Below are 24,913 nucleotides of genomic sequence, written 5' to 3'. Positions count from 1 at the left end.
TTGGAAAACAGTTCACTATTTATCATTCTGCAAAGAATGAGAGTACCATTTTTAGTAATTGTTATAACTTATACAATAGCAATTACTGGTCTTATTCTTATTGAGGGGCTCGACTCAAATGGCAAGCCTTATCATATGAGTATTTTTGATGCTTTTTATTTTATAACATACACAGCAACTACTATAGGTTTTGGAGAGACTCCTTACGATTTTACTTATTCCCAACGAATGTGGGTGACTTTTTCTATATATTTGACAGTACTTGGTTGGTTTTATGCTATAGGGTCTTTGGTTTCACTTCTTCAAGATAAACTTTTTTTACAAGAAATTCAAAAAAGTAAATTTAAAAGACAAATTGGTGATTTAAAAGAGAAGTTTATCATCATCTTAGGTTACAATCAAATCACAAAAGAGATAATAAATAAAGCAATAGAACAAGGAACAAGAACAGTTGTAATCGAGAAAGATAAAAAAAGAATCAATGAGCTTTTATTAGAAAGTTTCACTCCTACTGTTCCTGTATTAAATTGTGACAATTATTCTATAAAAGTTTTAGAATCAGCTGGAATTAAAAAGTCAAATTGTAAAGCAATAGTTTCCCTTTTTGAAGATGACAATATGAATTTAAGAATTGCTTTAACTTCAAGACTTTTAAATAAGCATGTAAAAATTGCAGCAAAGTCAACAACTACAAATCAAACAGAAAACTTAAAAGATTTAGATGTTGAGATTATTGCAAACCCTTTTTCTATTATCTCATCAGAAATAAATATAGCTTTATCAGCTCCTAATATTTTTAGGCTTGAGAAATGGCTTTATGGACTAGATACTTTAGTAGCAAAACTTCCAGTTTTTCCAAAAGGTAAATATATTATTTGTGGTTATGGAAGATTGGGGCGAAAAATATATGAAAAATTAAATGTAAATGACATTGAACTTGATTTAGTAGAACTTGATATAAATAAAGCTCAAAGCTATTCAGATGAAGAAATATCTCATGTAAACTTTGGAAATGCAGATGATAAACAAATGCTTTTAAATGTAGGGGTTAAAGAAGCAAGTGCTATTATTGCTGCAACTAATGATGATACTACAAATTTATCTATATTAGCAACAGCAAAAAAACTAAATCCTAGTATAAAAACCATAGTTCGTGAAAATGAAATGGAAGATTTTTCAATTTTTAAAAATGCAGATATTGATCATATTTTTTTACCTTCTAAAATTTTGATAAATAAAACAACAAATGCTTTAATTAGACCATTATCAGATAAGTTTATAAGATTAATGTTAAAAAAAGATGAAAAATGGGCTAGTAAACTTGTGAAAAATTTGATAACAGTAATTGATGAAAGCCCAATAGTATTTGAATTATCCATAGATGAAGATCAATCCCCTGAGGTTTATAAGCATTTAAAAAATAATCAAACTTTAAATTTGGAGTTTTTATTTAGGTCTTTACATAATAAAGAACAGAGTAATAATGTGGTACCATTACTGCTAAAAAGAAAAGAGGAATATACTCTTTTACCTCAAAATAGTTTGGAGTTGGAAATTGAAGATAAAATACTAATTGCTTGCGATAAGTACGCAAAAAGTGATATTGAATATATCTGTCAAAATATTTATGAGTTTCATTATGCCTTAACAGGTAAAGAAAAAGAAACAATTTTTAAAAGGAATTAAATGAAAATTTTAACTGGACCTTGTGTTTTAGAAGATAGAGATACGGTAATGAGAATTGCTGAAAAGCTAATGCCTTTAAGTGAAGATAAGAGAGTAGAGTTTTACTTCAAGGCATCATTTGATAAAGCAAACAGAACAAGTTTAGACTCATATAGAGGACCAGGACTTGAAGAGGGTTTAAAATTATTCCAAGAGATTAAAGATCAGTTTGGATACAAATTAGTAAGTGATATTCATGAATCATATCAAGCTGCACCAGCAGGAGAAGTATTAGATATTTTACAAATTCCAGCATTTTTATGTAGACAAACTGACTTACTAGTAGAAGCAGCAAAGACAAACTGTAAAATCAATATTAAAAAAGGTCAGTTTTTAGCAGCAGGAGCTATGAAGCATCCAGTTGAAAAAATACTAAAAACAAGAGGTGTAGAAGAAGTTAACTACAAAAACTCTGATGAAAATGGTGTATGGCTTTGTGAAAGAGGAAACACATTTGGTTATGGTTCTTTAGTAGTTGATATGAAAAACTTAATTGCAATGAGAGAGTATGCACCTGTGATTTTTGATGCAACACACTCAGCACAAGTTCCAAGTACTGGTGGAACAACTGGTGGAAATAGTGCAGTAGTACCAAGTTTAGCAAAAGCTGCAGCAGCTGTTGGTGTTGATGGATTTTTCTTTGAAACTCATACAGACCCAAGTGTTGCTTTAAGTGATGGTCCTAATATGGTTCAAGTTGATGAACTATATAAAGTTATTGATGATATCTTTGCTATTCAAGAAGTACTTGGTTTTAACAAATAAGTTACATTTTTAGGCTTTAAATAAAAATTAGGTATAATCGCAAAATATTATAAAAAATTCGGAGAAATTTTATGAACGTTATTGAAGGAAAATTAAGATTAAAAGGTGATGAAAAAGTTGCTATTATTAATGGTAGATTTAATCACATAATCACTGATAGATTAGTTGAGGGTGCAAAAGATGCATTTCTTAGACATGGTGGAAATGAAGATAATTTAGATTTATTATTAGTACCAGGTGCATTTGAAATTCCTTTTGCATTAGAAAAAGCATTAGCTTCTGGAAAATATGATGCTGTATGTTGTGTTGGTGCTGTAATTAGAGGTTCTACTCCTCACTTTGATTATATTTCAGCAGAAGCTACAAAAGGTATAGCAACTGTAGCATTACAACATGGAAAAGCTGTATCAAATGGAGTTTTAACTACTGATACTTTAGAACAAGCAATTGAAAGAGCTGGTTCAAAAGCAGGGAATAAAGGTGCTGAAGCAATGGTTACAATCATTGAGATGTTAGACCTTTACTCTGAGATGGAGAAATAATTTGGCTACAAGAACACAAGCAAGAGAGTCAGTTATTGGTCTTTTATATGCATATGATTTAGGTAATGAAGGTATTGCTAAATTTGTAGATGAAATATTAGAAGATAAAAAAATTAGAAATAAGCAAAAAGAGTTTGCATTAAAACTTTTCAATGGAACAGTTGAAAATATTGAAAAAATTGATGAAGAATTAATAAGTCACTTAAAACAAGGAAATATTACAGATATTGGTTCTGTTGAAAAATCTATTTTAAGACTTGCTATTTATGAAATTTTAGATGGTTTAGATAAAGCGATTGTAATTAATGAAGCAATTGAATTATCAAAAAAGCTTGCAAGTGACGGTGCTCCTAAGTTTATAAATGGACTTTTAGATAAAGTTCAAAAGGCATAATTTATGAGTAATGCTATGAAACTTTGTGTATCACTTGATTTACCAACTGCAAAAGAAAACTTAGAAATTGTTAAGCAAATTAAAGATTTTGATGTATGGTTAAAAGTTGGATTTAGATCATATATTAGAGACGGGAAAGAATTTTTAGAAGAATTAAAAGTTATTAATCCTAATTTTAAAATTTTCCTAGATTTAAAGCTTTATGATATTCCTAATACAATGGCTGATGCAGCCCAAGAAATAGCTAACTTTGGTTTAGTTGATATGTTTAATGTACATGCAAGTGCTGGTAGCAAAGCTATGAGTACAGTTATGGATAGAATTAAAGATATTCCAAATAAGCCTTTAGTTTTAGCTGTAACAGCTCTTACTTCTTTTGATAATGAATCATTTAAAGCTATTTATAATGAAGATATTAAAACAAAAGCTACAAAAATGGCAAAAGACACACATGAATCAGGTATTGATGGAGTAGTGTGTTCTGCTTTTGAAAGCTTAGATATCAAAGCTAATACTTGTGATAGTTTTATTACTTTGTGTCCTGGTATTAGACCTTTTGGTGAAGATGCTGGTGATCAAAAAAGAGTAGCTGACATTCCTTTTGCTAAAGAGAATAAAGTAGACTTTATAGTTGTTGGAAGACCAATTTATAAAGCTACTAATCCAAAAGAGGTAGTAGAAAAAATCTTAGCTAATATTTAGTTTGATTTTTCCCATTCTTTTTTGCTTCATAGAGCAGTTCATCTGCTCTTTGAATTGCATTATCTAAAGACTCATTTTCTTTAAGTTCACTACATCCAAGGCTTATTGTTATATTTCCTTTTATATTTTTTAACTTTAGTTTTAGAACTTTTTCTCTAAGTCTTTCTGCCTGAATAAAAGATTTTTCTAAATTTGTATTTGTCAATACAACTAAAAACTCTTCTCCTCCGTACCTTGAAACTAAATCACTTTTTCGAACAGAAGATAAAAGAGTATCAGATAAGCTTGTTAAAACTAAATCACCAATTGCATGTCCATATGTATCATTTATAGATTTGAAGTCATCTATATCTATAAGTATAAAGGATATGGGATTTTTATTTCTTTTTGAAAGTTCAATATATTTAGAAGCTTCATCTCTCAAGGCTCTTCTATTTAAGAGTTTAGTTAAGGAGTCATAGTTAGCTAGTCTTTCTACTTTTCTTAATAAGCATGCAAGGTGGTAAGATAAATATATTATAGATAGTAAAAATAGAAATAAGAATATCTTAGACATGGATCTATTAATTATAATAGAATGTTTTTTTCTTTCATTTTCAAGATATACTAGTTTTATCTTATCATTAAAAATGTTTTTACTTTTTTGTTTTGTATTTGAAAAAGATAGTTTTGTATTTTTGTCAAAGCTATTAGTTGAAGCTAGAATATAGTTATTATGATTTATTAAATAAGTATCTCCACTAATGTTTTTATATTTATTAAATATTTTATTAAAGACTTGAAGTCCTATATCAATTGAAACTATTCCTAAAAACTTATTGGATTTATTAAATATTGGCAAAGATAAAGTAGTTAGAAGCTCTTTACTTACTCCATCTTCGTAAAGTTTAGTCAAAACAAGCTCTTTTGTTTTATTGTTAGGAGGTGCAGCTTCTGTCCAAAAGTTTTTTTTGAACTGATTTTCGATGAATTGTTTATTAACATTTAATATTGATGGTGCTAGGTATATATATCTGTTATTTGAACTATAATATACCCATTTTATATCAGGAAGAATATCTAATGCTGTTTTAAATATCGACTCTAAATATAGTACTCTATTTATTTCATTTACATGTTCTTTTGAAAGAGACTCAATCTTTCCTACTCCAAAAAGAGTTGAGTTATAGGTATTATCAACCTCATTTTGAATATGATAGCTATCACTTGTATTTTGCTTTATATGTGAAAAACTTTTATGTTTTTGGATATCTACATTAGTCATATTTTCTAATAAGTTTTTATATGTAAAAAGTATAGTTTTTGAGATATTTAAATAATCTTCAATGATAGTTTTTTGTGTTTGAGTATAATTTTCTATTTCTTTACTAAGCTTTTTTTCTTCATTTTTATATATATAGTATGAAGTAATTAAAAATAAAATACCTAATAGTATTAAAATTAAATTGTTGGTGTGTGATTTCATTGTTAACCTATGTTTTCTTCAATTTTAGTATTTTCTCTATTTGAAAAAGATAAAAATAAAAATTATTTGCAATAATACTTGTTAATACTAATGTTTTAGCTAAAAAAAGAAAAAAATTAAAAGTAATATATTTTTTAAGGGCTCTTTAAGCACATAACTATTATAATTCCCATCCAAATTTGATACATAGTTATCAAGTTTAGACGGATAGATGGGTGAGCTGGCTTAAACCACATCCCTGCTAAGGATGCGTACTGGCAACGGTACCGAGGGTTCGAATCCCTCTCTGTCCGCCATTTAAGTGAGGGTCTATAGCTCAGCTGGTTAGAGCACTCGGCTCATAACCGAGTGGTCGAAGGTTCGAGTCCTTCTAGACCCACCACTTATGCGGGAGTAGCTCAGTTGGCTAGAGCCTCTGCCTTCCAAGCAGATTGTCGCGAGTTCGAGTCTCGTCTCCCGCTCCACTAATAAATAGGGTTGGTAATACTATTTATTTTTTAATTAATTTACCATATGAGCGGGAGTAGCTCAGTTGGCTAGAGCCTCTGCCTTCCAAGCAGATTGTCGCGAGTTCGAGTCTCGTCTCCCGCTCCACTTATTATTTTAACATAACGCGGAATAGAGCAGTTCGGTAGCTCGTCGGGCTCATAACCCGAAGGTCACAGGTTCAAATCCTGTTTCCGCAACCAATTAGTCAGTGTCAAGGTAGCTCAGCTGGCTAGAGCGCTGGTCTCATAAGCCGGAGGTCGAGAGTTCAAGTCTCTCTCTTGACACCATTATTCACATAGTGAATAATCTTTATTAATTTTGGAAGCTGGTGTAGCTCAGTTGGCTAGAGCAGCTGATTTGTAATCAGCAGGTCGGGGGTTCAAGTCCCTTCACCAGCTCCACTTTATTTTAAACTACACAAATTATATGTTAGACTCAGAATGGGGTATCGCCAAGTGGTAAGGCAACGGTTTTTGGTATCGTTATTCGGGGGTTCGAATCCCTCTACCCCATCCACTACAATCCAACAATATTATTATGTTGAATTTTATAAAATACTAATAAGTATTTCAAATCGCGGAATAGAGCAGTTCGGTAGCTCGTCGGGCTCATAACCCGAAGGTCACTGGTTCAAATCCAGTTTCCGCAACCAATTACAAAGCTTTTAGCTATTTGAACTTTTAGTTCTTTTAGCTAGAAGCTTTTTTTTAGCAACATTATGCCAGTGTGATGGAATGGTAGACTTGAGAGATTCAAAATCTTTTGCCTTAGGGCGTACCGGTTCGAGTCCGGTCACTGGTACCACTTACTATTTTACTTTATTATTTATGCCTGTTTAGCTTATAAGTGCAAGATGAACCAATAATTCACTATTACTTGAAATGGGAAATATAAAAGTTTACAAAGGATATAAACAATGTCAGAAAACTTAAATATAAAAGAATTTATGAAAGATGATGCCTTTGCATTTGATAATATTTCATTAGCTATATGTAAAGAAGAAAAACCTGATTATAAACTTATATTAAAGCAGTGTGAAGATTTTGAGAATAGTGTAATTCTTTTTAAAATAGTTCCTTCTTATTTTGTAATGAAAACAATACTTTGTTTTAAATTAGAAGACTATGAGACTGCTCATAGATATATAAATGGTTCTTTAAAGTATTTAATTTATATAGCTAAAAATACAAGTGAACTTAGTCCTATGGAAAAAACAAACTTTGATGAGTATAAAACAAATGTACTTGATCAATATAAAATTCTTACATCAAAAAAACCTGAATATTTAAATATTAAAGAACTAAAAGTACCTGAACTTACAAAATTTATAACGACTGCTGATGAAAATATTTTAAATAAAGAAATAAATAGAAGAGTTTTACAAAGACAAAAATAGTCTAGCAGTTCAAAAACTTATATCGTTATTGGGGCTTTGAATCTCTCTATCCACCTAAATATTTTGCTATCTACTAGCAATACTATTACGACCATTTTTCTTAGCTTCATAAAGTGCATCATCTGCATTTTTAATAATATCTTTTATATCCAAATTAATTTTATAATTGCTAATACCAAAACTTGCTGTGCAGTTAACTATGGTTGTAAAGTTGTAGTTTTCTATTTTGCTTTTTATTTTTTTTGCAACTACAAGAGTTTCTTCTAAATTTGTTTTAGGACAAATGATTATAAACTCTTCACCACCCCATCTTCCAAGTACATCTGTTTCTCTTATATTTGATTTTAAGATAGCTGAGAACTCTTTAAGCACAATATCTCCTGTTTGATGACCATGCGTATCATTTACTTTTTTAAAGAAATCAATATCTAATAAAATCACACTAAAACACTCTTTATACCTTTTTGCATATTTTAGTTGTTCTTCTAAGAAACTATCTATTTTAGTTCTATTATATAATTTAGTTAGCTTGTCAGTAATAGATAATTGCTCTAATTGTTTATTTAATTTTGTAAGTTCAATTGACTTTTGTTGAGATATATCTAGAAGCTTATTTTTTTCTTCTAAAAGAAGTTCAATTTTCGATTTATCATTTAAAGCATTTTGTTTTAAAAGTTGTTCTAATTTTTTTTCTTCTTCAATCTTTTTAAATTTATATGATATTAAATAAGATAGGATTAAAGCTTCAATTATAATACCTATTCCCATACTACGAGATGAAATATAGTTAAAATCAACTATTCCCATATAAAACATAAGTCCATAAAGACTAAATACTATATAGAAGATGTGAGCAGTTAAAAATATTTTTATAAATTGATTTCCTTTTTTATAAATACTAATACTAATGAACAAGAAAATAACCAGTGAGTAGTTTAGACTTAAAGATAATAATCCTAATGCATGATTGAAGTTTATAAATGAATAAACTACATTTGAAGAAAGTAAAACTATTATACTATTTAAAAAAAGATGTTCTTTTATATATTTTTCTTTAGTTTCAAATACTGATTGAATAAAAAGTGCTAAAAAAATAGGTGTCAGCATCAAAGCAAAATTAAATTTTACAGCTAGTTGTCCATATACATTAAAGTAGTGTGATAAAGAGCCATACATATAAAGTATCCATATAGTTGCACTTAATAGATATAGAAAGTAGTATAAATACTCTTTGTATCTAGTAGATATAAAAATGAGTAAATTATATAAAGCAAGGGCGACTAATAATCCAAAAAAGAAAATACCATCTGCTTTTTCATAAATCAAATAATTAGTTGACTCATCTTTTGTTAGTATTGAATAGTCATAAAAATGATATGCTAAAGTTTTTTGATTTATGTATATATTTTTTGTTTCATTTTTTTCTAAAACTACGGGATAAACGCTATTTGCGCCTAATAGTTCTGATTGTTCTTTTGAGTAACCTGTGGAAATATTTGTTTTTTTTATTAGTTCATTTTTTATATTTGCTTCATAAAATGTGATTGCATCAAATGTAAAAGCTAAATTTTGATGAATATAAAGTTCAAGTGTATTATCACTTGTATTTGTTAATTGAATTTTCAACCAACTATTTGTAATAGCCGTACCCAAGCTATCTTTGTTTTTGCCTTTTTTAAACTTAGCTTCATTAAGGTCTTCAAATCTGAGATTTTTATTGTCATTTACAAAATATTCAAGTTCAAAATCTGTTAATTTAACTTTTGCTTTATCTATAGCAATGGCATATAAGGAGTTTATTTGTATAAGTAGTAATGCAATTATAAAAATTGTTTTCAATGTTTTGCCTTAAAAATAATTTAATATATGAGTATTATTAAATTATAACATTTACTTACCAAATATATGTAGATTATACATAGTAAAAAGCTTCTTTTATAAATTTTTTAATATAACATCATATATAACATAATTGTTATTTATATGTAAGAATATTTTATATATAATTACACAAAAATATTATATAAGGTTTATAAATGGCATATATTTTTAATTTTATATTGCTTACATTTGTTATTATAATCTTTTCTGAAAATATTGATAAATATTTCACTTCTTTAGCTAAGTTTATTGTTGAGAATTTAGTATAATATTAGAAACTAAGGCTAATCTATGATAAAAACTCCCCACTTAAGTGTTGATGGTATTATCAAACTATATGATAAAAATGAGAACTTTAAAGGTATAGTGCTTATTGAAAGACTTAATACACCCCATGGTATAGCAATTCCTGGTGGTTTTGTTGATATTGGTGAGAGTGTTGAAAATGCTTTAGTTCGTGAAATGAAAGAAGAAACTTCCTTAGATGTAAAAATTGAGTCCTTATTGGGTGTATATTCAGATCCAAACAGAGATCCAAGATTTCATACTGCATCAATTGCCTATATTTGTTCTGCAATAGGTACACCAAAAGCATGTGATGATGCAAAAGAGGTTTATGTTTTTTCTTTGGATGAATTACCATTTGATAAAATGGTTTTTGACCATAACAAAATATTAAAAGATTTTGTTTTGCATGAAAATAAAAAAATCACATATAAATAATCTTAAACTTTATACAACATTAACAAATTATTTTATATAATATATGAAATATTATGGGGTGTGTAAATGAAGTTATTAAGAATAGTTTTTATGACTTTATTTTTACTAGTTACAGTCTATTCTAAAGAAATAGTATTCGCACCTTTACCTACTAAATCAAAAGCAAACATTATAAATGATTTTAATCCTTTACTAATATATTTAGAAAAACATTTAGATATAAAAATTAAATATAAGTTTTATTCAAACTACAAAGATATTATAAGTGATATAGAAAAGAAAAAAATAGATTTAGCATATTTAGGACCCTTACCTTATGTAGCTTTATCTACTAAATACAATGATATAAAACCCCTTGTAACTTTTAAAGAAAAAAACAATAAACATAACTATAGATGTGTTCTTGCAAAGTTTAAAACATCTAAAATAGACATCTCTAATAATACAAAGCTTGCACTAACTCAACCTTTGTCTACTTGCGGATACTTTATGACAAATATTTTATTAAAACAAGAGTATTCAAAAAATCTTGATGAGCTTTTATATTCTTATGAAATGTCACATCAAAATGCTTTATTGTCATTGGTAAAAGGAACTCACAATCTAGCAGGAGCAAAAGATACTATTGCTAATAAATATAAAAGTTTAGGTGTGGATATTATTAAAAAGAGTATTTTACTTCCTGGCTTTACCTTTGTTGTTAATACTAATAATGTTGACAATGAGCTATCACAAAAAATTACTGAAACTTTATTGAATATCTCAGATGATGACTTAAAAAAATTAAAAAAAGGATCTTATGGATTTGTAAAAGCAAATAAGAGTGATTATGGAAATTTAAAAGTGGAAATATCTAAATTACCATTAGAAGGGAATATGCTTGAAAAAAAATAAGTTTCTTTTTATTTTATATTTTTTTGTTATTGGATTTATTTTCATTTTTGTTTTAGAGAAAATAGAAAAAAATGAAATTGATATACTTTCAAAACAAAGACTAGAATCTACTCAAATTGCTTATAATAGTATTTTAGATACATATAAATTAGCTGCAAAAAAAGATTTTAATTTTTTGATGAAACAAGAAAAAATTTTAAAGTTATTACATCAGTTTAAATATGGAAATAATAAAGATAAAAATGTATATAGAGGCTTACTTTATAGAGCACTTTATAAAGATTATGAAATTTTAAAAAGTAATGGTATTAGACAGTTTCATTTTCATACACATAAAGGTGAAAGTTTATTAAGGTTTCATAATCCTTCAAATAGTGCAGATAGTCTTATTGATTTAAGAGAGTCAATAAACATAGCGAACACTAAGTTAAAAACTAGTTTTGGTTTTGAAGGTGGTAGAGTATACCCTGGATTTAGATATGTTTTTCCCATAGTATATAAAGAAGATCATTTAGGAAGTGTTGAGTTCTCTATATCTTTTGATGCAGTTGAGAAAAAGCTAAATAGTGTATTATCATCAAAAATGCATATGCTTTTAATGAATGATCAAACAACTTTAAAAAAGGTATTTAATTCTAAAAAGAAATATTTTGAGGCTTCTGTACTTTTTAAAGATTATTATATAGAAAATAGTTTAATCTCATCACTTTCAAAAAAATATCATGAAAATAAATTAATAAAAAGTTTAGACAATATTATTAAAGATGATAAGAGATTTTTATCTTCACATCAAAAGCATAAAAGTTTCTATCTACCTATTTTAAAAGATGATAGAGGTTTTATGGTAACTTTTTTAGCTGTATATGATACAAAAAAGATGTTTGCTGGATATATTGTCTCTTATATGGATTTCGAAGATTTAGTTAATATTGCTAATAAATATGACATTTTTAAAGCTTTAGGATTAGTATTGATTGCTTTATTTGTTTATCTTATTAGTATTGCAGTTGAACATAGATCAAGAACAATTAAAAATAAAAAAGAGTTAGAAAAAAGTAATATAAATTTACAAAATATAATTGATAATCAAAAAAACTTAATTATTATATATGAAGATTCAGAAATTATTACAGTAAATCAAAAGTTTAGAGAATTATTTACTGATAATAGTTTTTGCAGTTCTAGTTTTGAAAATATGATACTAGATACAAATGAAGAAGATTATGTAAAAAAAGTAAATTTACAAGATGCTATTTCATATAAAAACTTCTCTAAAATAAATAATAAGATGCTAAAAATTTATAATACACTTCTAAAAAAAGAACAAACTTATTTAATCAATATTAATTTTTATAGTGGAAATAACTCTTTTATTTTAGTTCTAACAGATATTAGTGAACTAATAAACTTACAAAGAATAGTTTACACTCAATCAAAGATAGCAGCAGTTGGAGAGATGATAGGGAATATTGCTCATCAGTGGAGGCAACCTTTATCTGTAATTACTACATGTGTAACAGGTCTAAAGTTTCAACTTGAATATAATGATGATTTTGATAAAAAAGGTTTTATTGAATCTTTTGATAGAGTAAATTTTCAAGCTAAGTATCTTTCCAAAACTATTGATGATTTTAGAAACTTTTTTAAAGATGATGGTTTATCTTCAAAAGAGTTCAAAGTAAATGAACTTATCGAAAAAGTTTTTGACATTACAAAAGATTCATTAAAAGCTAACTATATAAATGTACAAATTGATACACCAGAAGTGAGTATTTTTAACAATGATAGTGTTATTGTACAAGCATTAATCAATATTATTAATAATGCAAAAGATGCCTTCCTCGATAAAAATATTAGCAGTGATGATAGGTATTTATTTATTTCTCTAAATAAAAAAGATGATTGTATTGTAATAAAAGTAATTGATAGTGCAGGAGGAATTGATGAATCAATAATTGATAAAATATTTGACCCTTACTTTACTACTAAACATCAATCAGTTGGTACAGGAATAGGTTTATATATGACTCATCAGCTTATAACTAAACAGTTAAAAGGAAAAATTTTAGTGAAAAATAAAACTTATAAATATAATAATAAGTCTTTAAAAGGCGCGCAGTTTAAAATAGAGATTCCAATTGAAATTTAATAAGTAATAGCCTAAAGCTATTACTTAGTTAGTTTAAGTTCGTCATTTAAGCCCTTGTACAAACTATAACACATTACTAGAAGTATTATTGTAAAGGGTAGTGCAGTTGTAATTGAACCTGCTTGTAAGGCTTGAAGTGCTTCTTTCCCACCTATATAAAGTAAACCAATAGCTACTAGTCCTTCAATTAAAGCCCAAAATACTCTTTGAACAACAGGTGCATCTACTTTTCCTCCAGCTGTAATACTATCAATTACTAATGAACCTGAATCAGAAGATGTTACAAAAAATACAACAACCAATGATATAGCAACAAGAGAAGTAATCGAAGCAAATGGAATATTTTCTAACATTTGGAACATTGCTAATGATTTATCAGAAATACCATTTGCAAGTGCACCTGTACTAGAAATTACTTGATCTAAAGCAGTTAGACCAAAAGTACTCATCCAAATTGCTGTTACAATCATAGGTACAAGTAGTACAGCTATAACAAATTCTCTTACAGTTCTTCCTTTTGATACTCTTGCAATGAACATACCAACAAATGGAGACCATGCAATCCACCATGCCCAATAAAAAATAGTCCAACCATGAAACCATTTGTCATCTTCTCTTCCCACAAAATTACTTAAATCTATAATATTTGAAGCATAATTTCCTAATGTAGTTCCTACACCAAGTAAGATATCTAATGTTGGTCCAACTATTATGATAAAAAGTACAAGTAATGAAGCTAGTATAATATTAAATTTACTTAATACTTTAACTCCACCCTCAAGTCCTCTTAAAACTGATACTACAGCAATAGCTGTAATTGCTATAATAACTATAATTTGAGTATTTACACCCTTGTCTATATCAAATAAGAAGTTTAAACCAGCAGATACTTGCTGAGCTCCTAAACCTAAAGATGTTGCTAGTCCAAAAATAGTTGCAAACACAGCTAAAATATCAATAATATGTCCAGGCCATCCCCAAACTTTTTCTTTTAATATAGGATAAAAAGCTGATCTCATTGTAAGTGGAAGTTTTTTACTATAAGAAAAAAATGCTAAAGATAATCCAACTACTGCATAAATGGCCCAAGGGTGTAATCCCCAGTGATACATAGTAGCACCCATTGCTAGTTCTTGTGCTTGAGGAGTATTTGCTTCAACATTTAAAGGTGTATGCCACCAAGCTGTATAGTATGCAACAGGTTCTGCTACCGACCAGTACATAAGACCAATTCCCATACCAGCAGCAAATAACATAGAAAACCATGAAAATGTTGAAAATTCAGGTTTTGCATCCTTCCCACCAATTCTTAGTTTTCCTACAGGTAAAAATATTAATAAAAAACAGAAAATTACAAAAATATTACCAGCTAACATAAACAACCAATCAAAGTTATTTATTGACCACCATTTAGCTCCATCTAATATTTCTTTTGCCTCTGTTGGTGATATAAGTGTTCCAATTACGAACACAAGTATAAGTAATGCACTTATAGCAAAAACAGGATTATGTATATCTAAGCCAAATTTTTGCAAGTTATCTTGACCAATTTTATAGTCAGTTTGTGTCTCATTTTTTGACATTATGTGTTAGTTCCTTTCATTGTGTAATAATAAAAATTTATCATACAATTATTGGTACAATAAAAAATAAGGATTTATAATATTGAAAACAAACTTAATAAAAACAATTTATATGTTTCATAAAGACATAAATAAGTTTTGATATGTAGAAATGTATCATTTTATAAAACATTTAATGTGTTAATAAATATACATGTTATATGATTTGTTTCAGACTAAATTAAGTTAAATTAATACATAATGAATGTAGATATATTACATTTAAGACGATGGAGTTTAAATATCGACACAAATAAAAAGAAAAAACTAACAGTTAAAAATGTTTTTAAAGTTTTTGGAGACAATCCCAAAAAGGCTTTAAAACTTTTAGAAGATGGTGTTTCAAAAGAAGAAATCTTTGATAAAACTGGTATGACAATCGGTGTTCAAGATGCAAGTTTTGAAATAAATGAAGGTGAAATTTTCGTAATCATGGGACTATCAGGTTCTGGTAAATCTACTTTAGTAAGACTTCTTAATAGGTTAATTGAACCTACTTCTGGGCAAATTTTAATTGATGATACTGATGTTACAAATTTAAGTGATAAAGAACTTATAAACATAAGAAGAGAAAAAATCTCTATGGTATTTCAATCATTTGCATTAATGCCTCATATGAATATTATTGATAATGTTTCATTTGGTTTAGAATTAAGTGGTGTTACTAAAAATAAAAGATATGAAAAAGCAAGAAAGGCCTTGGCACAAGTTGGTCTTGCTCAACATGAGTTTTCATATCCTGATGAGCTAAGTGGTGGTATGCAACAAAGAGTTGGTCTTGCAAGAGCCCTAGCAAATGATCCAGAAATTATGTTGATGGATGAGGCATTTTCAGCCCTTGACCCATTAATTAGAACAGAAATGCAAGATGAACTTTTAGTTTTACAAGAAGAAGAGAAAAGAACAATTGTATTTATTTCTCATGACTTAGATGAAGCTATTAGAATTGGTGATAGAATTGCTATTATGCAAAATGGAGAGGTTGTTCAAATTGGAACTCCTGAAGATATTATCAATAATCCTGCAAATGATTATGTAAGATCATTCTTTAAAGGTGTTGATGTAACATCTGTATTAAATGCTTCTCATATTGCTAAGAAAATTAGACCAACTATTATAAATAAAGAAAGTACAGGTATTAAATCAGCTCTTCAATACATATCTGATTTTGATGAAGACTATGCATATTTTGTAGAAAAAAGTGGAAAATACATAGGTATTTTAACTTTAGAGTCTTTAAAAGAACAAAAAGCTGCTGGTGGAAGTATTCATGATGCAATAATTGATGAAAAAGCTATTGATGAAGATATGCAAATATCTGATTTTATTGCAAAAGTAGCAGAACACAACTATCCAACAGCAGTAATAGATAAAAATGGAAAATATAAAGGAACAATCTCAAAAAGTAGATTGTTAAAAGTATTTGATGAAGGAGTAGAAAATGAGTAATGATCCATGGGGAAATGCTTCTACTGCACAAGAGAATAAAGAATCAAGTGTAAACTGGACACAAGAAGCTTCAAATACTCCTGTAGAAGAGCCAACAAATTTTGATATTTTAAATCCTTTTGAAAATGCGATTATTCCATTTGATGATTGGACAAACAAAGGTATTGATTGGTTAGTTGAGAACTTTAGAGAGGTTTTTTTAGCTGCGAAAGCTCCTATTGATATTGTTTTAAAATCAATTGAAGCTTTTTTATTGTTTTTAAATCCTTATGTTGTAATCATATTTTTTGTTTTATTAGCTTTACAATTCTCTACTAAAAAACTAGCAATTGGTACTTTACTTTCATTTTTAGTTATAGGATTTATTGGAGCTTGGGAAGAATCTATGATTACCCTAGCGCTTGTTTTAACAGCTGTATTATTCTCAATAGTAATTGGTCTTCCCCTTGGTATTTGGAGTGCAAGAAGTGATAATGTAGATAAGTTTCTACGACCTGTTTTAGATGCTATGCAAACAACTCCTGCCTTTGTTTACTTAATTCCAATTGTAATGCTATTTGGTATTGGTAACGTTCCAGGTGTTATTGTTACTATTATTTTTGCTCTTCCACCTTTGATTAGATTAACAAATTTAGGTATTAGACAAGTGCCTGAGGATTTAATTGAGGCATCAAGGTCTTTTGGTGCTAGTTCAAAACAGATGTTATGGAAGGTTCAAATACCAGTTGCTATGCCTACTATTATGGCAGGAATAAACCAAACACTAATGCTTGCACTATCAATGGTTGTAATTGCTTCTATGATTGCAGTTGGTGGTTTAGGTCAAATGGTATTAAGAGGTATAGGAAGACTTGATATTGGTCTTGCTGCTGTTGGTGGTCTTGGTATTGTATTACTTGCGGTTGTTTTAGACAGACTTACTCAGTCAATGGGTCAAAAAGATAAAAGTGATAAAACTAAATGGTTTGAAAAAGGACCAGCAGGTTTTGTATATAAATTAATTAAAAAATAAGGAGAGTTTATGAGTTTAAAGAAATTATTATTAGCAGGTGTAGCTTCAGCTGTTGTAGCATCATCATTATTTGGAGCAAAGGTAACTGCTGTTAAAACAAATATTGCAGAGGAAGCATTTCAAATGGAAATTGTTTCTGCATTATTAGAAAAAATGGGTCATGAAGTTACAACAACAAATGATATAAATTATGATATTGCATATCAAGAAATAGCAAATAATTCAAAAGGTGAAAGTGTTTACTTTTTAGCTTCTGCATGGTTTCCTTTACATAATAGTAAATTAGCAGCAGTTAATGATAAGGTTAAAAAATTTGATACTAACTTTGTGGCAAATTGTGCTCAAGGTTATTTAGTTGATAAAAAAACTGCTGATAAATATAATATTAAGTATTATAATGATTTAAAAAAGCCAGAAATCGCAAAATTATTTGATTTAAATGGAAATGGTAAAGCTGATTTAACTGGATGTAATGCAGGTTGGGGATGTGAAAAGGTTATTGAACATCAATTAGATGCTTATGGATTAAGAGATACAGTTGAGCATAATCAAGGCGAGTATTCAGCACTTATTGCTGATACTATTGCAAACTATAAAACTGGTAAACCAATTCTTTACTATACTTGGACTCCATACTGGGTTTCTGGAAAATTAGTTCCTGGTAAAGATGTAAAATTCTTACAAGTAACTCATAGTGCTAACCCAAATACTGATTCTACAAAATTATCAAATGGTGCTGATTATGGATTTAATGTAAATAATCAAAAAATCGTAGCAAGTGCAAATGTTAAAAATCATAAAGATATTTCTAAATTATTTGAAATTATTAAAATTGATGTAAATGACATTTCAGGTCAAAACATGTTAATGGCAAATGGTCAAAATAAAGAAAAAGACGTGAAAAGACATGTTAAATTATGGTTAAAACAAAATTCTAAACAAGTTGATGCTTGGGTTTCTGAAGCTAAAGCTGCAAAATAACTATATTCTTAAATAGTTAAATATAAAATTTACAAACAAGGGAAAGCTCCCTTGTTTAAACAAATTCTACACTAAACTTACAAATATAAATCAAAACAAAAATTAAAGAGTAAATATGAATAATATTCCTAAACAAATGAATGCGGTAATTTTAAAAGCAAATGGTGATTATGATAATTTAGAGTATGTTTTGGATTTTAAAACCCCAAGTCCAAAAGAAAATGAGGTTTTAGTTGAGGTGAAAGCAGCAGGAGTAAATAACACTGATATAAATACAAGAATAGGCTGGTATTCAAAAAATGATAACTCAAGTGATGATGCAGCTTGGACTGGTAAGGGTTTAGAATTTCCTTTAATACAAGGAATCGATGTATGTGGTATTATAGTAGCTGTTGGAGAGAATATTGATAAAAAAAGAGTAGGGCAAAGAGTTATACTCGAACCTTGTTTAAAATATGTAAACTCAAAGTTAATGAATCCAGCATATTTTTTAGGTAGTGAGTGTAATGGTGGATTTGCCCAATACACTGTAGTTTCAACAGAACATGCCCATGAAATAAAAAGTGATTATACTGATATTGAATTAGCATCATTTCCTTGTTCATATTCTACAGCAGAAAATCTACTAACACGAGCAGATGTAAAAAAAGATAATATTGTACTTATTACAGGTGCATCTGGCGGTGTGGGAAGTGCAGCTATACAGTTAGCAACAGCAAGAGGTGCAAAGATAATAGCCATTACAAGCCCTTCAAAATACAGTGATATTAGAAATCTAGGTGCTTATAAAACTCTTTCAAGAAAAGAGCCCATTTTAGAGCAACTTGATAAAAATAGTATTGATGTAGTTATTGATTTAGTTGGTGGTGAGAACTTCAATGATTTACTAGAAGTTTTAAAAGCAAAAGGAAAATATGCAACATCAGGTGCAATAGGCGGTGCTATTGTAAATCTTGATTTAAGAACACTTTATTTAAAAGATTTGACTTTAATAGGTGGGACAGTTTTAGAAGAGGGAGTATTTTCAAGTCTTGTAAGTTTGATTGAAGAAAAAAAGATAAAACCTTTAGTTTCAAAAGTTTACAAACTTCAAGATATTGTTCTGGCTCAAAAAGAGTTTTTAGAGAAAAAACATATAGGAAAGATAGTTCTCGAAGTAAAATAGAGATTGAAAAATAAAAGGTGTAATTACACACCTTTTTTAAGTTAAGTCTACTTTCTTTTCTAGTATTTTTTGTACATCTTCGTGTTGTACAAGTTCTGTAAACTCTTCTTCTGTTTCTATTTTATAAATATACTCTTCATTTAGTTCAATAGCTTTTTCTAAATCTACAATAGCATTATCTTCTTGTCCTAAAACAGCAAATACTTTCGCTCTTTGATAGAAGGCATTAGGATAGTCATTATCAATGCTTAATGCTTGATTTGTAAGACTTAAAGACCAGTTTGCTTCTCCTAAATCTAGTGTTGCATCTGCTTTATAAGTTAAGGCTTCCACTTCATCAGGTCTTATTTTTAGAATCTCATCATATATTTCAATCTTACCACTTGGAGTTGTTTCTTGTGAAGCTCTAAGCCATAATGAGTGAATTGCATTCATTATTTCGATTTCATGTTCATTTTGTTTTACTTGTTTAGCTCTTTTTGCTAAATCTTTTTCAAAGATTGACATTCTTTCATCATATTCAAGGATTGTTTTTGAGGTCTTTTCATCAATCATATGTTTCACTTTTTCATTAATATCTCTAATGGAAGACCAACCAATTATTACTAAAATAGAACTGGCTGCAGCTATAATATAAAACATATTATTTATTGTTGAGGTAGCATAATTTATCACGTTTGTTGATATATCAACTTCTTTTTTTGCTAATGTCTTATGTAAGTCAACTTTTAAGTCTCTATTTTCCTCTCTTAGTTGCTTTATCTCATTTAATATATAATTTTCTACAAATGGATTATAAAGAGGCTTTTCTAAAGAATTAACTTTCTCATTTATTTTTTCTTTTGTAACAGGTTCAGTTTTTGATTGAGCTATTAGTATAGTGCTAATAAGTAGTAATAAAACTGCAATTTTTCTCATGTGCGTCCTTCTAGATTTTATAATAAAAATATATTATATCTTATTTAACAAAAATCGAAATAAATAGAAGATTTATAAGATAATTATAGAAATAATTGTATAATTTGAAAAAAAATAAAGGATGGTTTTGGCACTATTGAACAATGATAAAGATATTTTACCTTTAAGTAGTATTGCAGAACTTTTAACGGCAAAAGTAAGAACTCTTAAGATGTATGAAGATAAAGGATTACTTCCTAAAAAAACAGATGGTAAAAAACTTTACTCAATTAATGATGTTAAAATAATTGCATTTGTTCACTATCTAGCAAGTGCAAAAAAAATCAATGCAAATGGTATTAAATATATCACAGAAATGTTAGAAAATAATATGGATGAAAAAAATAAAGCTGACTTCTTAGATATAGTTGAGACTAAGATGGAAAAACTTTCAGGTATTGATGTAAAAGACGTAGATATTATTTAGTTCCAATTTTAAAAAATCGGAACTAATTTATAGTCTTGAGTTTGCCAACCAATAAGTGAGATAAACCCATCAGCAATAATATCCATTTCTTTTGGAATAGTATTATTATCTATTTTAAATACCTTTGTTGCTACAGCACAAACTTCCATTCTAACACCTAAATTAGCTAATCTTTTTATAGAATTTTGAATTGATTCTAAATGCTCTTCATTTTCCATTTCAAAAGCTTCATCTTGTTTTGTACTTAAATATTTTACTGTTTCACCAATAAAAACTAAAACCATTTTAGGTTTAACGCCTTGATCTACTAAACCTTTATGTGTCCCTTCGATGATATTTAAATAAAAAGCAGTTTTTCTAACATTTGTAAAATCAATTAAGAAAACACTTTTGGCTTCTTTTATTCCATTTAGAGCTACTTTGTCATTTATTTGTTTAGCACTTAAACTATTTAAAGATAAAAGTGTAATAAATATAGATAAGATTAATCTACTAATAATCTTCATTTCTTTCCTTTCTTTTTCTATTTATTATAATTATATATTATATAAATTAGATAAAGAATAAGTATTATAATTAATAGTTATTTATTTAAAAGAAAGTATAATAAAGTAACATTTTTATTACATGTACTTATAGGAAAATAAAATCTTCTTTGGCTATAATTGGGCAACTTAAATATAGGAATAATTATGAGTGATAGATTACATGAGATAATCGCCCAAATAGGTGTTTTACATAACGAACTTATAAATAATGAAAAAATCAAAGATGCAAATTTAGTATTTGAATATATAGAAGATTATGATAGTGATATTCAAGAGCACTACTTGAATTTACTTTTACAATTTTACTTTCAAAAAAATGAATTAAATAACTTAAAAGAACTGCTATTAGTTGGAGCAAAATTTGATATAAGATTTTCAGATATAAAAGATGCTTTTTTAAATATAACAAATAACAGAGACAATGTAATAGAGTTTATGGATGAGAGTATAGTTTTTGTAAAAGATGAAATTAAAAATGAACTAAAAGATATGTTTGATTACTACAACTCAAATGAAGAAAATCAAGTGAACTTAGAGCAAAGTATAGAAATTTTAAAAAGAAATAGATATGTATGTGCTTATTGTCATAAAAATATTGAAAAAGAAGAGTGTAAGTTTTTTCTAAATGAAGATTTATTAGAAAGTCTTAAAAGAGATTTACCATATCTTTTAAAATAGAGTTTCAATGCCAACATCTTTTGAATTTGTAATACCAGAAAACTTTTTATTTATACCTGCAAATTTATCTTACATATCTTTTTGTATATTTGTAAGTTTTTTATTATTTAAAATATTTAGATCTAAAATATTCTTTTTAGTATGTGTTTTTTTAGCCTTAAGTATTTTTTATCATGATATATTTTTAAAGTACGCTGTTAAAAACTTCTATAGCTTAACTTCATATAATAGTACTTTTTTGAAAAAAGCACCTAAAAATGAATATGGAAGAATTGAAAGTTTATCTACGATAAAAGTGTATTCTTATAATATAAAACAATTGGCAAATTTATCTTCAAGTGCTAAGCATGCTATTTCAATAGGACATGAAAACCATATAGAAAAATTTATTGATATTCCTTCTTTGGAGTATAAATTTAAAAGATATAAATATAAAAAAATAAGACTTTTTTTAAATGAATATGAATATAGTGAAGAATCAAATAATAAATTTGAAAAAGCAAGATTTGAGATAAAAGTTGAGAAAGTAAAGAGTTTGCTTCCTAGTATTTATGATGAATATAAATACAGATTTATTGATAATAGTTCAAATGAAGTTTTAGCAACAGCATATTATGTGAAGTTCTTGTATAAAAAGACATTAAGACATAAGCTTTTGTATTGGAATGAACAAAGAGATAAAGCTTTTCATCCCGACGATATACAAAACTTTGATGAGATTTATAAAAAGGTATTTATGGAGTAGTATTAAAAAATACTACCCATTTCATCATTTAGGTATTCATCTACTTTTTCTTTAAAGTCTTTGAAGTCTTTTGAACCTAGTTTATTAAATATAACTATTTCTTCTCCAAAGTCATCATGAATAAAATGATCTTGTTTAATAACTTCACTATATAGTTTTTGAATATCCTCATCACTCTCATTTTTATTAAATAAAAACCAGTTTGCAGTTGAGTTTTCTATTCTGATTAGTCCATAAGTTTTTTTATCATCTACATAGTCTTGAATAGTTCCACCATCAAATTGTGCTCCTACAACTATATCATTATCATTTAAAATCATTTCCATTATAAAACCTTTGTTTTGAACTTGAAGGCAATTATAATTAAACTACTATTACTTAAGGCTTTAAGAGCCTTTATTTTATGAACTATTTGATACAATTGCTAAAATTTTAAAAAGGCTATATTATAAAAAAGTTTAAGAAAGTTCATATAGAAATTACAAATATTTGTAATCTAAAGTGTACATTTTGCCCTCCAAAAATAAAGCCAAATGAGACTATGAGTTTAGAACATTTTGAAGAGATAAACTCCCAATTAAAAGATTATACAAAACAGTTAGCCTATCATGTAGTAGGAGATCCTTTAGTATTATCAAGTTTGGCTAAGTATTTAGATGTAAGTTTAAAAAATGAATTAGAAGTGAATATTACTACAACTGCAAATAATTTAAATGAAAAACATTTTGATACTTTAATGCATAAGGCAATAAGACAGATTAATTTCTCTATTAATTCATATAATGCAAATTCACATAAGAAAAGTTTAGATGAGTATTTAGATCCAATTATTAGTTTTATAAAACATGCACAAGATAAAAAACATGAATATTTTATAAATCTTAGAATTTGGAATTTAGATGAAGAGCAAAGTGCAAAAGAGTTTAATCAAAAAGTATTTGAAAAAATAAATAAAAGTTTTGAAACAAATATCTTACTTGATGAGGTATATAAAAATAAACCTAAAAATATAAGAATAGACAGAAAGCTATTTTTTAATTTTGATGAGTACTTTAACTGGCCTAGCTTAGGTAATAAGTTTGTATCAGATAAAGGTTTTTGTTATGGCTTAGATTCTCACTTTGGAATTCTTTCATCAGGAGATGTAATACCTTGCTGTTTAGATCAAAATGCTTGTGTAAATCTTGGAAATACAAATGATACACAAATAAAAGATATATTAAACTCAAAAAGAGTAATAGATATTCAAAAAGGTTTTAAAGAAGGTAAAGTAGTAGAAGAACTTTGCCAAAAGTGTGAGTATAGACTTAGATTTGATAAGTAAAACTAAGCTATAATTTGAAAAATTATTTAAAGGTTTAATTTGACAGAAATAGATATTTTATCTCGAAGTTTGAAAGACTTTTTAACATCAAAGATGTTAAAGATTTCATTAGTTCCATTGATAGTTACAATGATTTTAATTTATTCACTATTTTTTGCAGCAGCTGACTTTGGAATTACTGCACTTCAAGAAGCAGCAGAAGCTTCTCAAAATGGTGAAGAAGTTATCGTTGATGAAAATGCACCATTTTATTTTGTATGGGCTACTTATTTAGTAGTGTTTTTATTTAAGTATTCATTTACTTCATGGATAGCAGGCTTTTTACTTTATACTATTGGATCTATTATAGTTTTACAAGCATCGGTTATTTTAACTTTAGTTGTTATTGGTTTTTTAACTCCAATGATTTTGGGAATCGTTCATAAAAGACACTATAGTCATATAACCTTGCATGGACATGGTTCACTTTTATCTCCCTTGTGGGTTTTGTTAAAAAGTTCATTTATGATGATACTTTTATTTATACTCTTAATTCCGGTGTATTTTGTTCCAGTATTAAATATAATAGCTTTCGCATTACCTTTATACTATTTCTTTCATAAGCTTTTAAACTATGATGTTGCCTCTACACTTTTAAGTGAAGAAGAGTATAAAAAAATATATAAAAAAGAAGCAAATGCTTTTAGAGGAAGAACTCTATTTTTATATTTAGTTTCTATGATACCTTTTATTACACTATTTACAGCAGTATTTTATATAATTTATTTAGGACATGCTTATTTTGTAAAACTAGATAAAATGTATGAGTTTGAAGTACCAGACATAAATAATAAAAGTGAAGAGAAAAAAGAAGAAGTGAAACTTTTAGAAGATAAGTAAG

At 27.7% G+C, this 24,913-nt stretch carries 24 protein-coding genes and 10 tRNA genes; 28 read left to right on the top strand and 6 right to left on the bottom strand.

The window, feature by feature from the left end; translation table 11 throughout:
* The 5 genes from NJU99_RS10860 (at nucleotide 1) to pyrF (ending at nucleotide 4,128) form a co-directional block, all read left to right on the top strand.
* Nucleotides 1–1,686, top strand: a complete 1,686-nt coding sequence (locus NJU99_RS10860; RefSeq protein ID WP_254575931.1) for a potassium channel family protein — start codon at nucleotides 1–3, stop codon at nucleotides 1,684–1,686.
* A complete protein-coding gene (kdsA, locus tag NJU99_RS10855) occupies nucleotides 1,687–2,490 on the top strand; it encodes a 3-deoxy-8-phosphooctulonate synthase (RefSeq protein ID WP_254575930.1) in 804 nt (267 codons plus the stop codon).
* 71 nt (nucleotides 2,491–2,561) lie between these two features.
* The gene (ribH, locus tag NJU99_RS10850) at nucleotides 2,562–3,032 is read left to right on the top strand and encodes a 6,7-dimethyl-8-ribityllumazine synthase (RefSeq protein WP_254575929.1); all 471 of its coding nucleotides are present in this window, start codon (nucleotides 2,562–2,564) and stop codon (nucleotides 3,030–3,032) included.
* A 1-nt stretch (nucleotide 3,033) separates the two neighbouring features.
* Complete coding sequence (gene nusB / locus NJU99_RS10845; protein WP_254575928.1) at nucleotides 3,034–3,426, top strand: transcription antitermination factor NusB; 393 nt, start codon at nucleotides 3,034–3,036, stop codon at nucleotides 3,424–3,426.
* A gap of 3 nt (nucleotides 3,427–3,429) precedes the next feature.
* Nucleotides 3,430–4,128: an orotidine-5'-phosphate decarboxylase gene (gene pyrF, locus NJU99_RS10840; protein ID WP_254575927.1), complete on the top strand. Its 699-nt coding sequence runs from the start codon at nucleotides 3,430–3,432 to the stop codon at nucleotides 4,126–4,128.
* Here the strand turns inward: pyrF and NJU99_RS10835 are convergent.
* Nucleotides 4,118–5,593, bottom strand: a complete 1,476-nt coding sequence (locus tag NJU99_RS10835) for a sensor domain-containing diguanylate cyclase (protein WP_254575926.1) — start codon at nucleotides 5,591–5,593, stop codon at nucleotides 4,118–4,120. The genes pyrF and NJU99_RS10835 overlap by 11 nt on opposite strands.
* A gap of 205 nt (nucleotides 5,594–5,798) precedes the next feature.
* Here NJU99_RS10835 and NJU99_RS10830 point away from each other — a divergent pair.
* The 11 genes from NJU99_RS10830 (at nucleotide 5,799) to NJU99_RS10780 (ending at nucleotide 7,478) form a co-directional block, all read left to right on the top strand.
* Nucleotides 5,799–5,889: transfer RNA gene (locus NJU99_RS10830), tRNA-Ser, on the top strand.
* A 9-nt stretch (nucleotides 5,890–5,898) separates the two neighbouring features.
* Nucleotides 5,899–5,975: transfer RNA gene (locus NJU99_RS10825), tRNA-Ile, on the top strand.
* Nucleotides 5,976–5,980: 5 nt separating this feature from the next.
* Nucleotides 5,981–6,057 (top strand) — tRNA-Gly (locus tag NJU99_RS10820).
* 53 nt (nucleotides 6,058–6,110) lie between these two features.
* Nucleotides 6,111–6,187, top strand: a tRNA-Gly gene (locus NJU99_RS10815).
* Between the two features lie 18 nt (nucleotides 6,188–6,205).
* Nucleotides 6,206–6,282: transfer RNA gene (locus NJU99_RS10810), tRNA-Met, on the top strand.
* 10 nt (nucleotides 6,283–6,292) lie between these two features.
* Nucleotides 6,293–6,369, top strand: a tRNA-Met gene (locus NJU99_RS10805).
* 37 nt (nucleotides 6,370–6,406) lie between these two features.
* Nucleotides 6,407–6,483 (top strand) — tRNA-Thr (locus tag NJU99_RS10800).
* Between the two features lie 40 nt (nucleotides 6,484–6,523).
* Nucleotides 6,524–6,598: transfer RNA gene (locus NJU99_RS10795), tRNA-Gln, on the top strand.
* Between the two features lie 59 nt (nucleotides 6,599–6,657).
* Nucleotides 6,658–6,734, top strand: a tRNA-Met gene (locus NJU99_RS10790).
* 68 nt (nucleotides 6,735–6,802) lie between these two features.
* A tRNA-Leu gene (locus tag NJU99_RS10785) sits at nucleotides 6,803–6,886 on the top strand.
* Nucleotides 6,887–6,998: 112 nt separating this feature from the next.
* The gene (locus NJU99_RS10780) at nucleotides 6,999–7,478 is read left to right on the top strand and encodes a hypothetical protein (RefSeq protein WP_254575925.1); all 480 of its coding nucleotides are present in this window, start codon (nucleotides 6,999–7,001) and stop codon (nucleotides 7,476–7,478) included.
* Nucleotides 7,479–7,544: 66 nt separating this feature from the next.
* Here the strand turns inward: NJU99_RS10780 and NJU99_RS10775 are convergent, their stop codons facing one another.
* On the bottom strand, nucleotides 7,545–9,317 hold the full coding sequence (locus NJU99_RS10775; RefSeq protein ID WP_254575924.1) for a sensor domain-containing diguanylate cyclase: 1,773 nt from the start codon (nucleotides 9,315–9,317) through the stop codon (nucleotides 7,545–7,547).
* 333 nt (nucleotides 9,318–9,650) lie between these two features.
* On the opposite strand from NJU99_RS10775, the gene NJU99_RS10770 reads away from it, so the two are divergent.
* The 3 genes from NJU99_RS10770 (at nucleotide 9,651) to NJU99_RS10760 (ending at nucleotide 13,125) form a co-directional block, all read left to right on the top strand.
* Nucleotides 9,651–10,082 (top strand): NUDIX domain-containing protein, encoded by a 432-nt coding sequence (locus tag NJU99_RS10770; RefSeq protein ID WP_254575923.1) that lies wholly within the window; start codon nucleotides 9,651–9,653, stop codon nucleotides 10,080–10,082.
* 66 nt (nucleotides 10,083–10,148) lie between these two features.
* Entirely contained in the window at nucleotides 10,149–10,976 is an 828-nt protein-coding gene (locus NJU99_RS10765; protein WP_254575922.1) for a PhnD/SsuA/transferrin family substrate-binding protein, read from the top strand.
* On the top strand, nucleotides 10,963–13,125 hold the full coding sequence (locus NJU99_RS10760) for an ATP-binding protein (RefSeq protein WP_254575921.1): 2,163 nt from the start codon (nucleotides 10,963–10,965) through the stop codon (nucleotides 13,123–13,125). The genes NJU99_RS10765 and NJU99_RS10760 overlap by 14 nt, the downstream gene beginning before the upstream one ends.
* 20 nt (nucleotides 13,126–13,145) lie before the next feature.
* Here NJU99_RS10760 and NJU99_RS10755 read toward each other — a convergent pair whose 3' ends face one another.
* Nucleotides 13,146–14,708 carry a BCCT family transporter gene (locus tag NJU99_RS10755; RefSeq protein ID WP_254575920.1) on the bottom strand — a complete coding sequence of 521 codons (1,563 nt, stop codon included), beginning with the start codon at nucleotides 14,706–14,708 and terminating at the stop codon, nucleotides 13,146–13,148.
* 240 nt (nucleotides 14,709–14,948) lie between these two features.
* Here NJU99_RS10755 and proV point away from each other — a divergent pair, with 240 nt between their 5' ends.
* The 4 genes from proV (at nucleotide 14,949) to NJU99_RS10735 (ending at nucleotide 19,354) form a co-directional block, all read left to right on the top strand.
* The gene (proV, locus tag NJU99_RS10750) at nucleotides 14,949–16,196 is read left to right on the top strand and encodes a glycine betaine/L-proline ABC transporter ATP-binding protein ProV (RefSeq protein ID WP_254575919.1); all 1,248 of its coding nucleotides are present in this window, start codon (nucleotides 14,949–14,951) and stop codon (nucleotides 16,194–16,196) included.
* Nucleotides 16,189–17,208, top strand: coding sequence for a glycine betaine/L-proline ABC transporter permease ProW (gene proW, locus NJU99_RS10745; RefSeq protein ID WP_254575918.1), 1,020 nt, complete (start codon nucleotides 16,189–16,191; stop codon nucleotides 17,206–17,208). The genes proV and proW overlap by 8 nt, the downstream gene beginning before the upstream one ends.
* A 9-nt stretch (nucleotides 17,209–17,217) precedes the next feature.
* Nucleotides 17,218–18,189, top strand: a complete 972-nt coding sequence (gene proX / locus NJU99_RS10740; RefSeq protein ID WP_254575917.1) for a glycine betaine/L-proline ABC transporter substrate-binding protein ProX — start codon at nucleotides 17,218–17,220, stop codon at nucleotides 18,187–18,189.
* Nucleotides 18,190–18,304: 115 nt separating this feature from the next.
* A complete protein-coding gene (locus NJU99_RS10735) occupies nucleotides 18,305–19,354 on the top strand; it encodes an alcohol dehydrogenase family protein (protein ID WP_254575916.1) in 1,050 nt (349 codons plus the stop codon).
* 36 nt (nucleotides 19,355–19,390) lie between these two features.
* Here NJU99_RS10735 and NJU99_RS10730 read toward each other — a convergent pair whose 3' ends face one another.
* Entirely contained in the window at nucleotides 19,391–20,272 is an 882-nt protein-coding gene (locus tag NJU99_RS10730) for a tetratricopeptide repeat protein (RefSeq protein ID WP_254575915.1), read from the bottom strand.
* Nucleotides 20,273–20,399: 127 nt separating this feature from the next.
* On the opposite strand from NJU99_RS10730, the gene NJU99_RS10725 reads away from it, so the two are divergent.
* The gene (locus NJU99_RS10725) at nucleotides 20,400–20,738 is read left to right on the top strand and encodes a MerR family transcriptional regulator (RefSeq protein ID WP_254575914.1); all 339 of its coding nucleotides are present in this window, start codon (nucleotides 20,400–20,402) and stop codon (nucleotides 20,736–20,738) included.
* A gap of 8 nt (nucleotides 20,739–20,746) precedes the next feature.
* On the opposite strand, the gene NJU99_RS10720 is transcribed toward NJU99_RS10725, so the two are convergent.
* Nucleotides 20,747–21,244 carry a DsrE family protein gene (locus NJU99_RS10720; RefSeq protein ID WP_254575913.1) on the bottom strand — a complete coding sequence of 166 codons (498 nt, stop codon included), beginning with the start codon at nucleotides 21,242–21,244 and terminating at the stop codon, nucleotides 20,747–20,749.
* Between the two features lie 186 nt (nucleotides 21,245–21,430).
* Here NJU99_RS10720 and NJU99_RS10715 point away from each other — a divergent pair, with 186 nt between their 5' ends.
* Together NJU99_RS10715 and NJU99_RS10710 are read left to right on the top strand one after the other, a co-directional pair.
* Nucleotides 21,431–21,964, top strand: a complete 534-nt coding sequence (locus NJU99_RS10715; protein ID WP_254575912.1) for a hypothetical protein — start codon at nucleotides 21,431–21,433, stop codon at nucleotides 21,962–21,964.
* Between the two features lie 7 nt (nucleotides 21,965–21,971).
* Nucleotides 21,972–22,709 (top strand): hypothetical protein, encoded by a 738-nt coding sequence (locus tag NJU99_RS10710; protein WP_254575911.1) that lies wholly within the window; start codon nucleotides 21,972–21,974, stop codon nucleotides 22,707–22,709.
* A 2-nt stretch (nucleotides 22,710–22,711) separates the two neighbouring features.
* Here the strand turns inward: NJU99_RS10710 and NJU99_RS10705 are convergent, their stop codons facing one another.
* A complete protein-coding gene (locus tag NJU99_RS10705) occupies nucleotides 22,712–23,035 on the bottom strand; it encodes a hypothetical protein (protein WP_254575910.1) in 324 nt (107 codons plus the stop codon).
* A 119-nt stretch (nucleotides 23,036–23,154) separates the two neighbouring features.
* On the opposite strand from NJU99_RS10705, the gene NJU99_RS10700 reads away from it, so the two are divergent.
* On the top strand, nucleotides 23,155–24,033 hold the full coding sequence (locus NJU99_RS10700) for a radical SAM/SPASM domain-containing protein (protein ID WP_346731822.1): 879 nt from the start codon (nucleotides 23,155–23,157) through the stop codon (nucleotides 24,031–24,033).
* 39 nt (nucleotides 24,034–24,072) lie between these two features.
* Nucleotides 24,073–24,912, top strand: a complete 840-nt coding sequence (locus NJU99_RS10695; protein ID WP_254575909.1) for an EI24 domain-containing protein — start codon at nucleotides 24,073–24,075, stop codon at nucleotides 24,910–24,912.
* The last annotated feature ends 1 nt before the right edge of the window (nucleotide 24,913 follow it).

It is taken from the genome of Arcobacter roscoffensis (assembly GCF_024267655.1).
GTDB classification, from domain to species: domain Bacteria; phylum Campylobacterota; class Campylobacteria; order Campylobacterales; family Arcobacteraceae; genus Arcobacter_B; species Arcobacter_B roscoffensis.
Note: the sequence above shows the minus strand (reverse complement) of the source record. Positions and strands in the feature narration are given on the sequence as shown.

What these genes read in the sequence shown, in the direction of transcription:
- kdsA (WP_254575930.1), top strand. Translation starts at nt 1,687, where the DNA reads ATGAAAATTTTAACTGGACCTTGTGTTTTAGAAGATAGAGATACGGTA.
- ribH (WP_254575929.1), top strand. Translation starts at nt 2,562, where the DNA reads ATGAACGTTATTGAAGGAAAATTAAGATTAAAAGGTGATGAAAAAGTT.
- pyrF (WP_254575927.1), top strand. Translation starts at nt 3,430, where the DNA reads ATGAGTAATGCTATGAAACTTTGTGTATCACTTGATTTACCAACTGCA.
- NJU99_RS10835 (WP_254575926.1), bottom strand. Translation starts at nt 5,593, where the DNA reads ATGAAATCACACACCAACAATTTAATTTTAATACTATTAGGTATTTTA.
- NJU99_RS10780 (WP_254575925.1), top strand. Translation starts at nt 6,999, where the DNA reads ATGTCAGAAAACTTAAATATAAAAGAATTTATGAAAGATGATGCCTTT.
- NJU99_RS10770 (WP_254575923.1), top strand. Translation starts at nt 9,651, where the DNA reads ATGATAAAAACTCCCCACTTAAGTGTTGATGGTATTATCAAACTATAT.
- NJU99_RS10765 (WP_254575922.1), top strand. Translation starts at nt 10,149, where the DNA reads ATGAAGTTATTAAGAATAGTTTTTATGACTTTATTTTTACTAGTTACA.
- NJU99_RS10755 (WP_254575920.1), bottom strand. Translation starts at nt 14,708, where the DNA reads ATGTCAAAAAATGAGACACAAACTGACTATAAAATTGGTCAAGATAAC.
- proV (WP_254575919.1), top strand. Translation starts at nt 14,949, where the DNA reads ATGAATGTAGATATATTACATTTAAGACGATGGAGTTTAAATATCGAC.
- proW (WP_254575918.1), top strand. Translation starts at nt 16,189, where the DNA reads ATGAGTAATGATCCATGGGGAAATGCTTCTACTGCACAAGAGAATAAA.
- proX (WP_254575917.1), top strand. Translation starts at nt 17,218, where the DNA reads ATGAGTTTAAAGAAATTATTATTAGCAGGTGTAGCTTCAGCTGTTGTA.
- NJU99_RS10735 (WP_254575916.1), top strand. Translation starts at nt 18,305, where the DNA reads ATGAATAATATTCCTAAACAAATGAATGCGGTAATTTTAAAAGCAAAT.
- NJU99_RS10730 (WP_254575915.1), bottom strand. Translation starts at nt 20,272, where the DNA reads ATGAGAAAAATTGCAGTTTTATTACTACTTATTAGCACTATACTAATA.
- NJU99_RS10720 (WP_254575913.1), bottom strand. Translation starts at nt 21,244, where the DNA reads ATGAAGATTATTAGTAGATTAATCTTATCTATATTTATTACACTTTTA.
- NJU99_RS10715 (WP_254575912.1), top strand. Translation starts at nt 21,431, where the DNA reads ATGAGTGATAGATTACATGAGATAATCGCCCAAATAGGTGTTTTACAT.
- NJU99_RS10710 (WP_254575911.1), top strand. Translation starts at nt 21,972, where the DNA reads ATGCCAACATCTTTTGAATTTGTAATACCAGAAAACTTTTTATTTATA.
- NJU99_RS10705 (WP_254575910.1), bottom strand. Translation starts at nt 23,035, where the DNA reads ATGGAAATGATTTTAAATGATAATGATATAGTTGTAGGAGCACAATTT.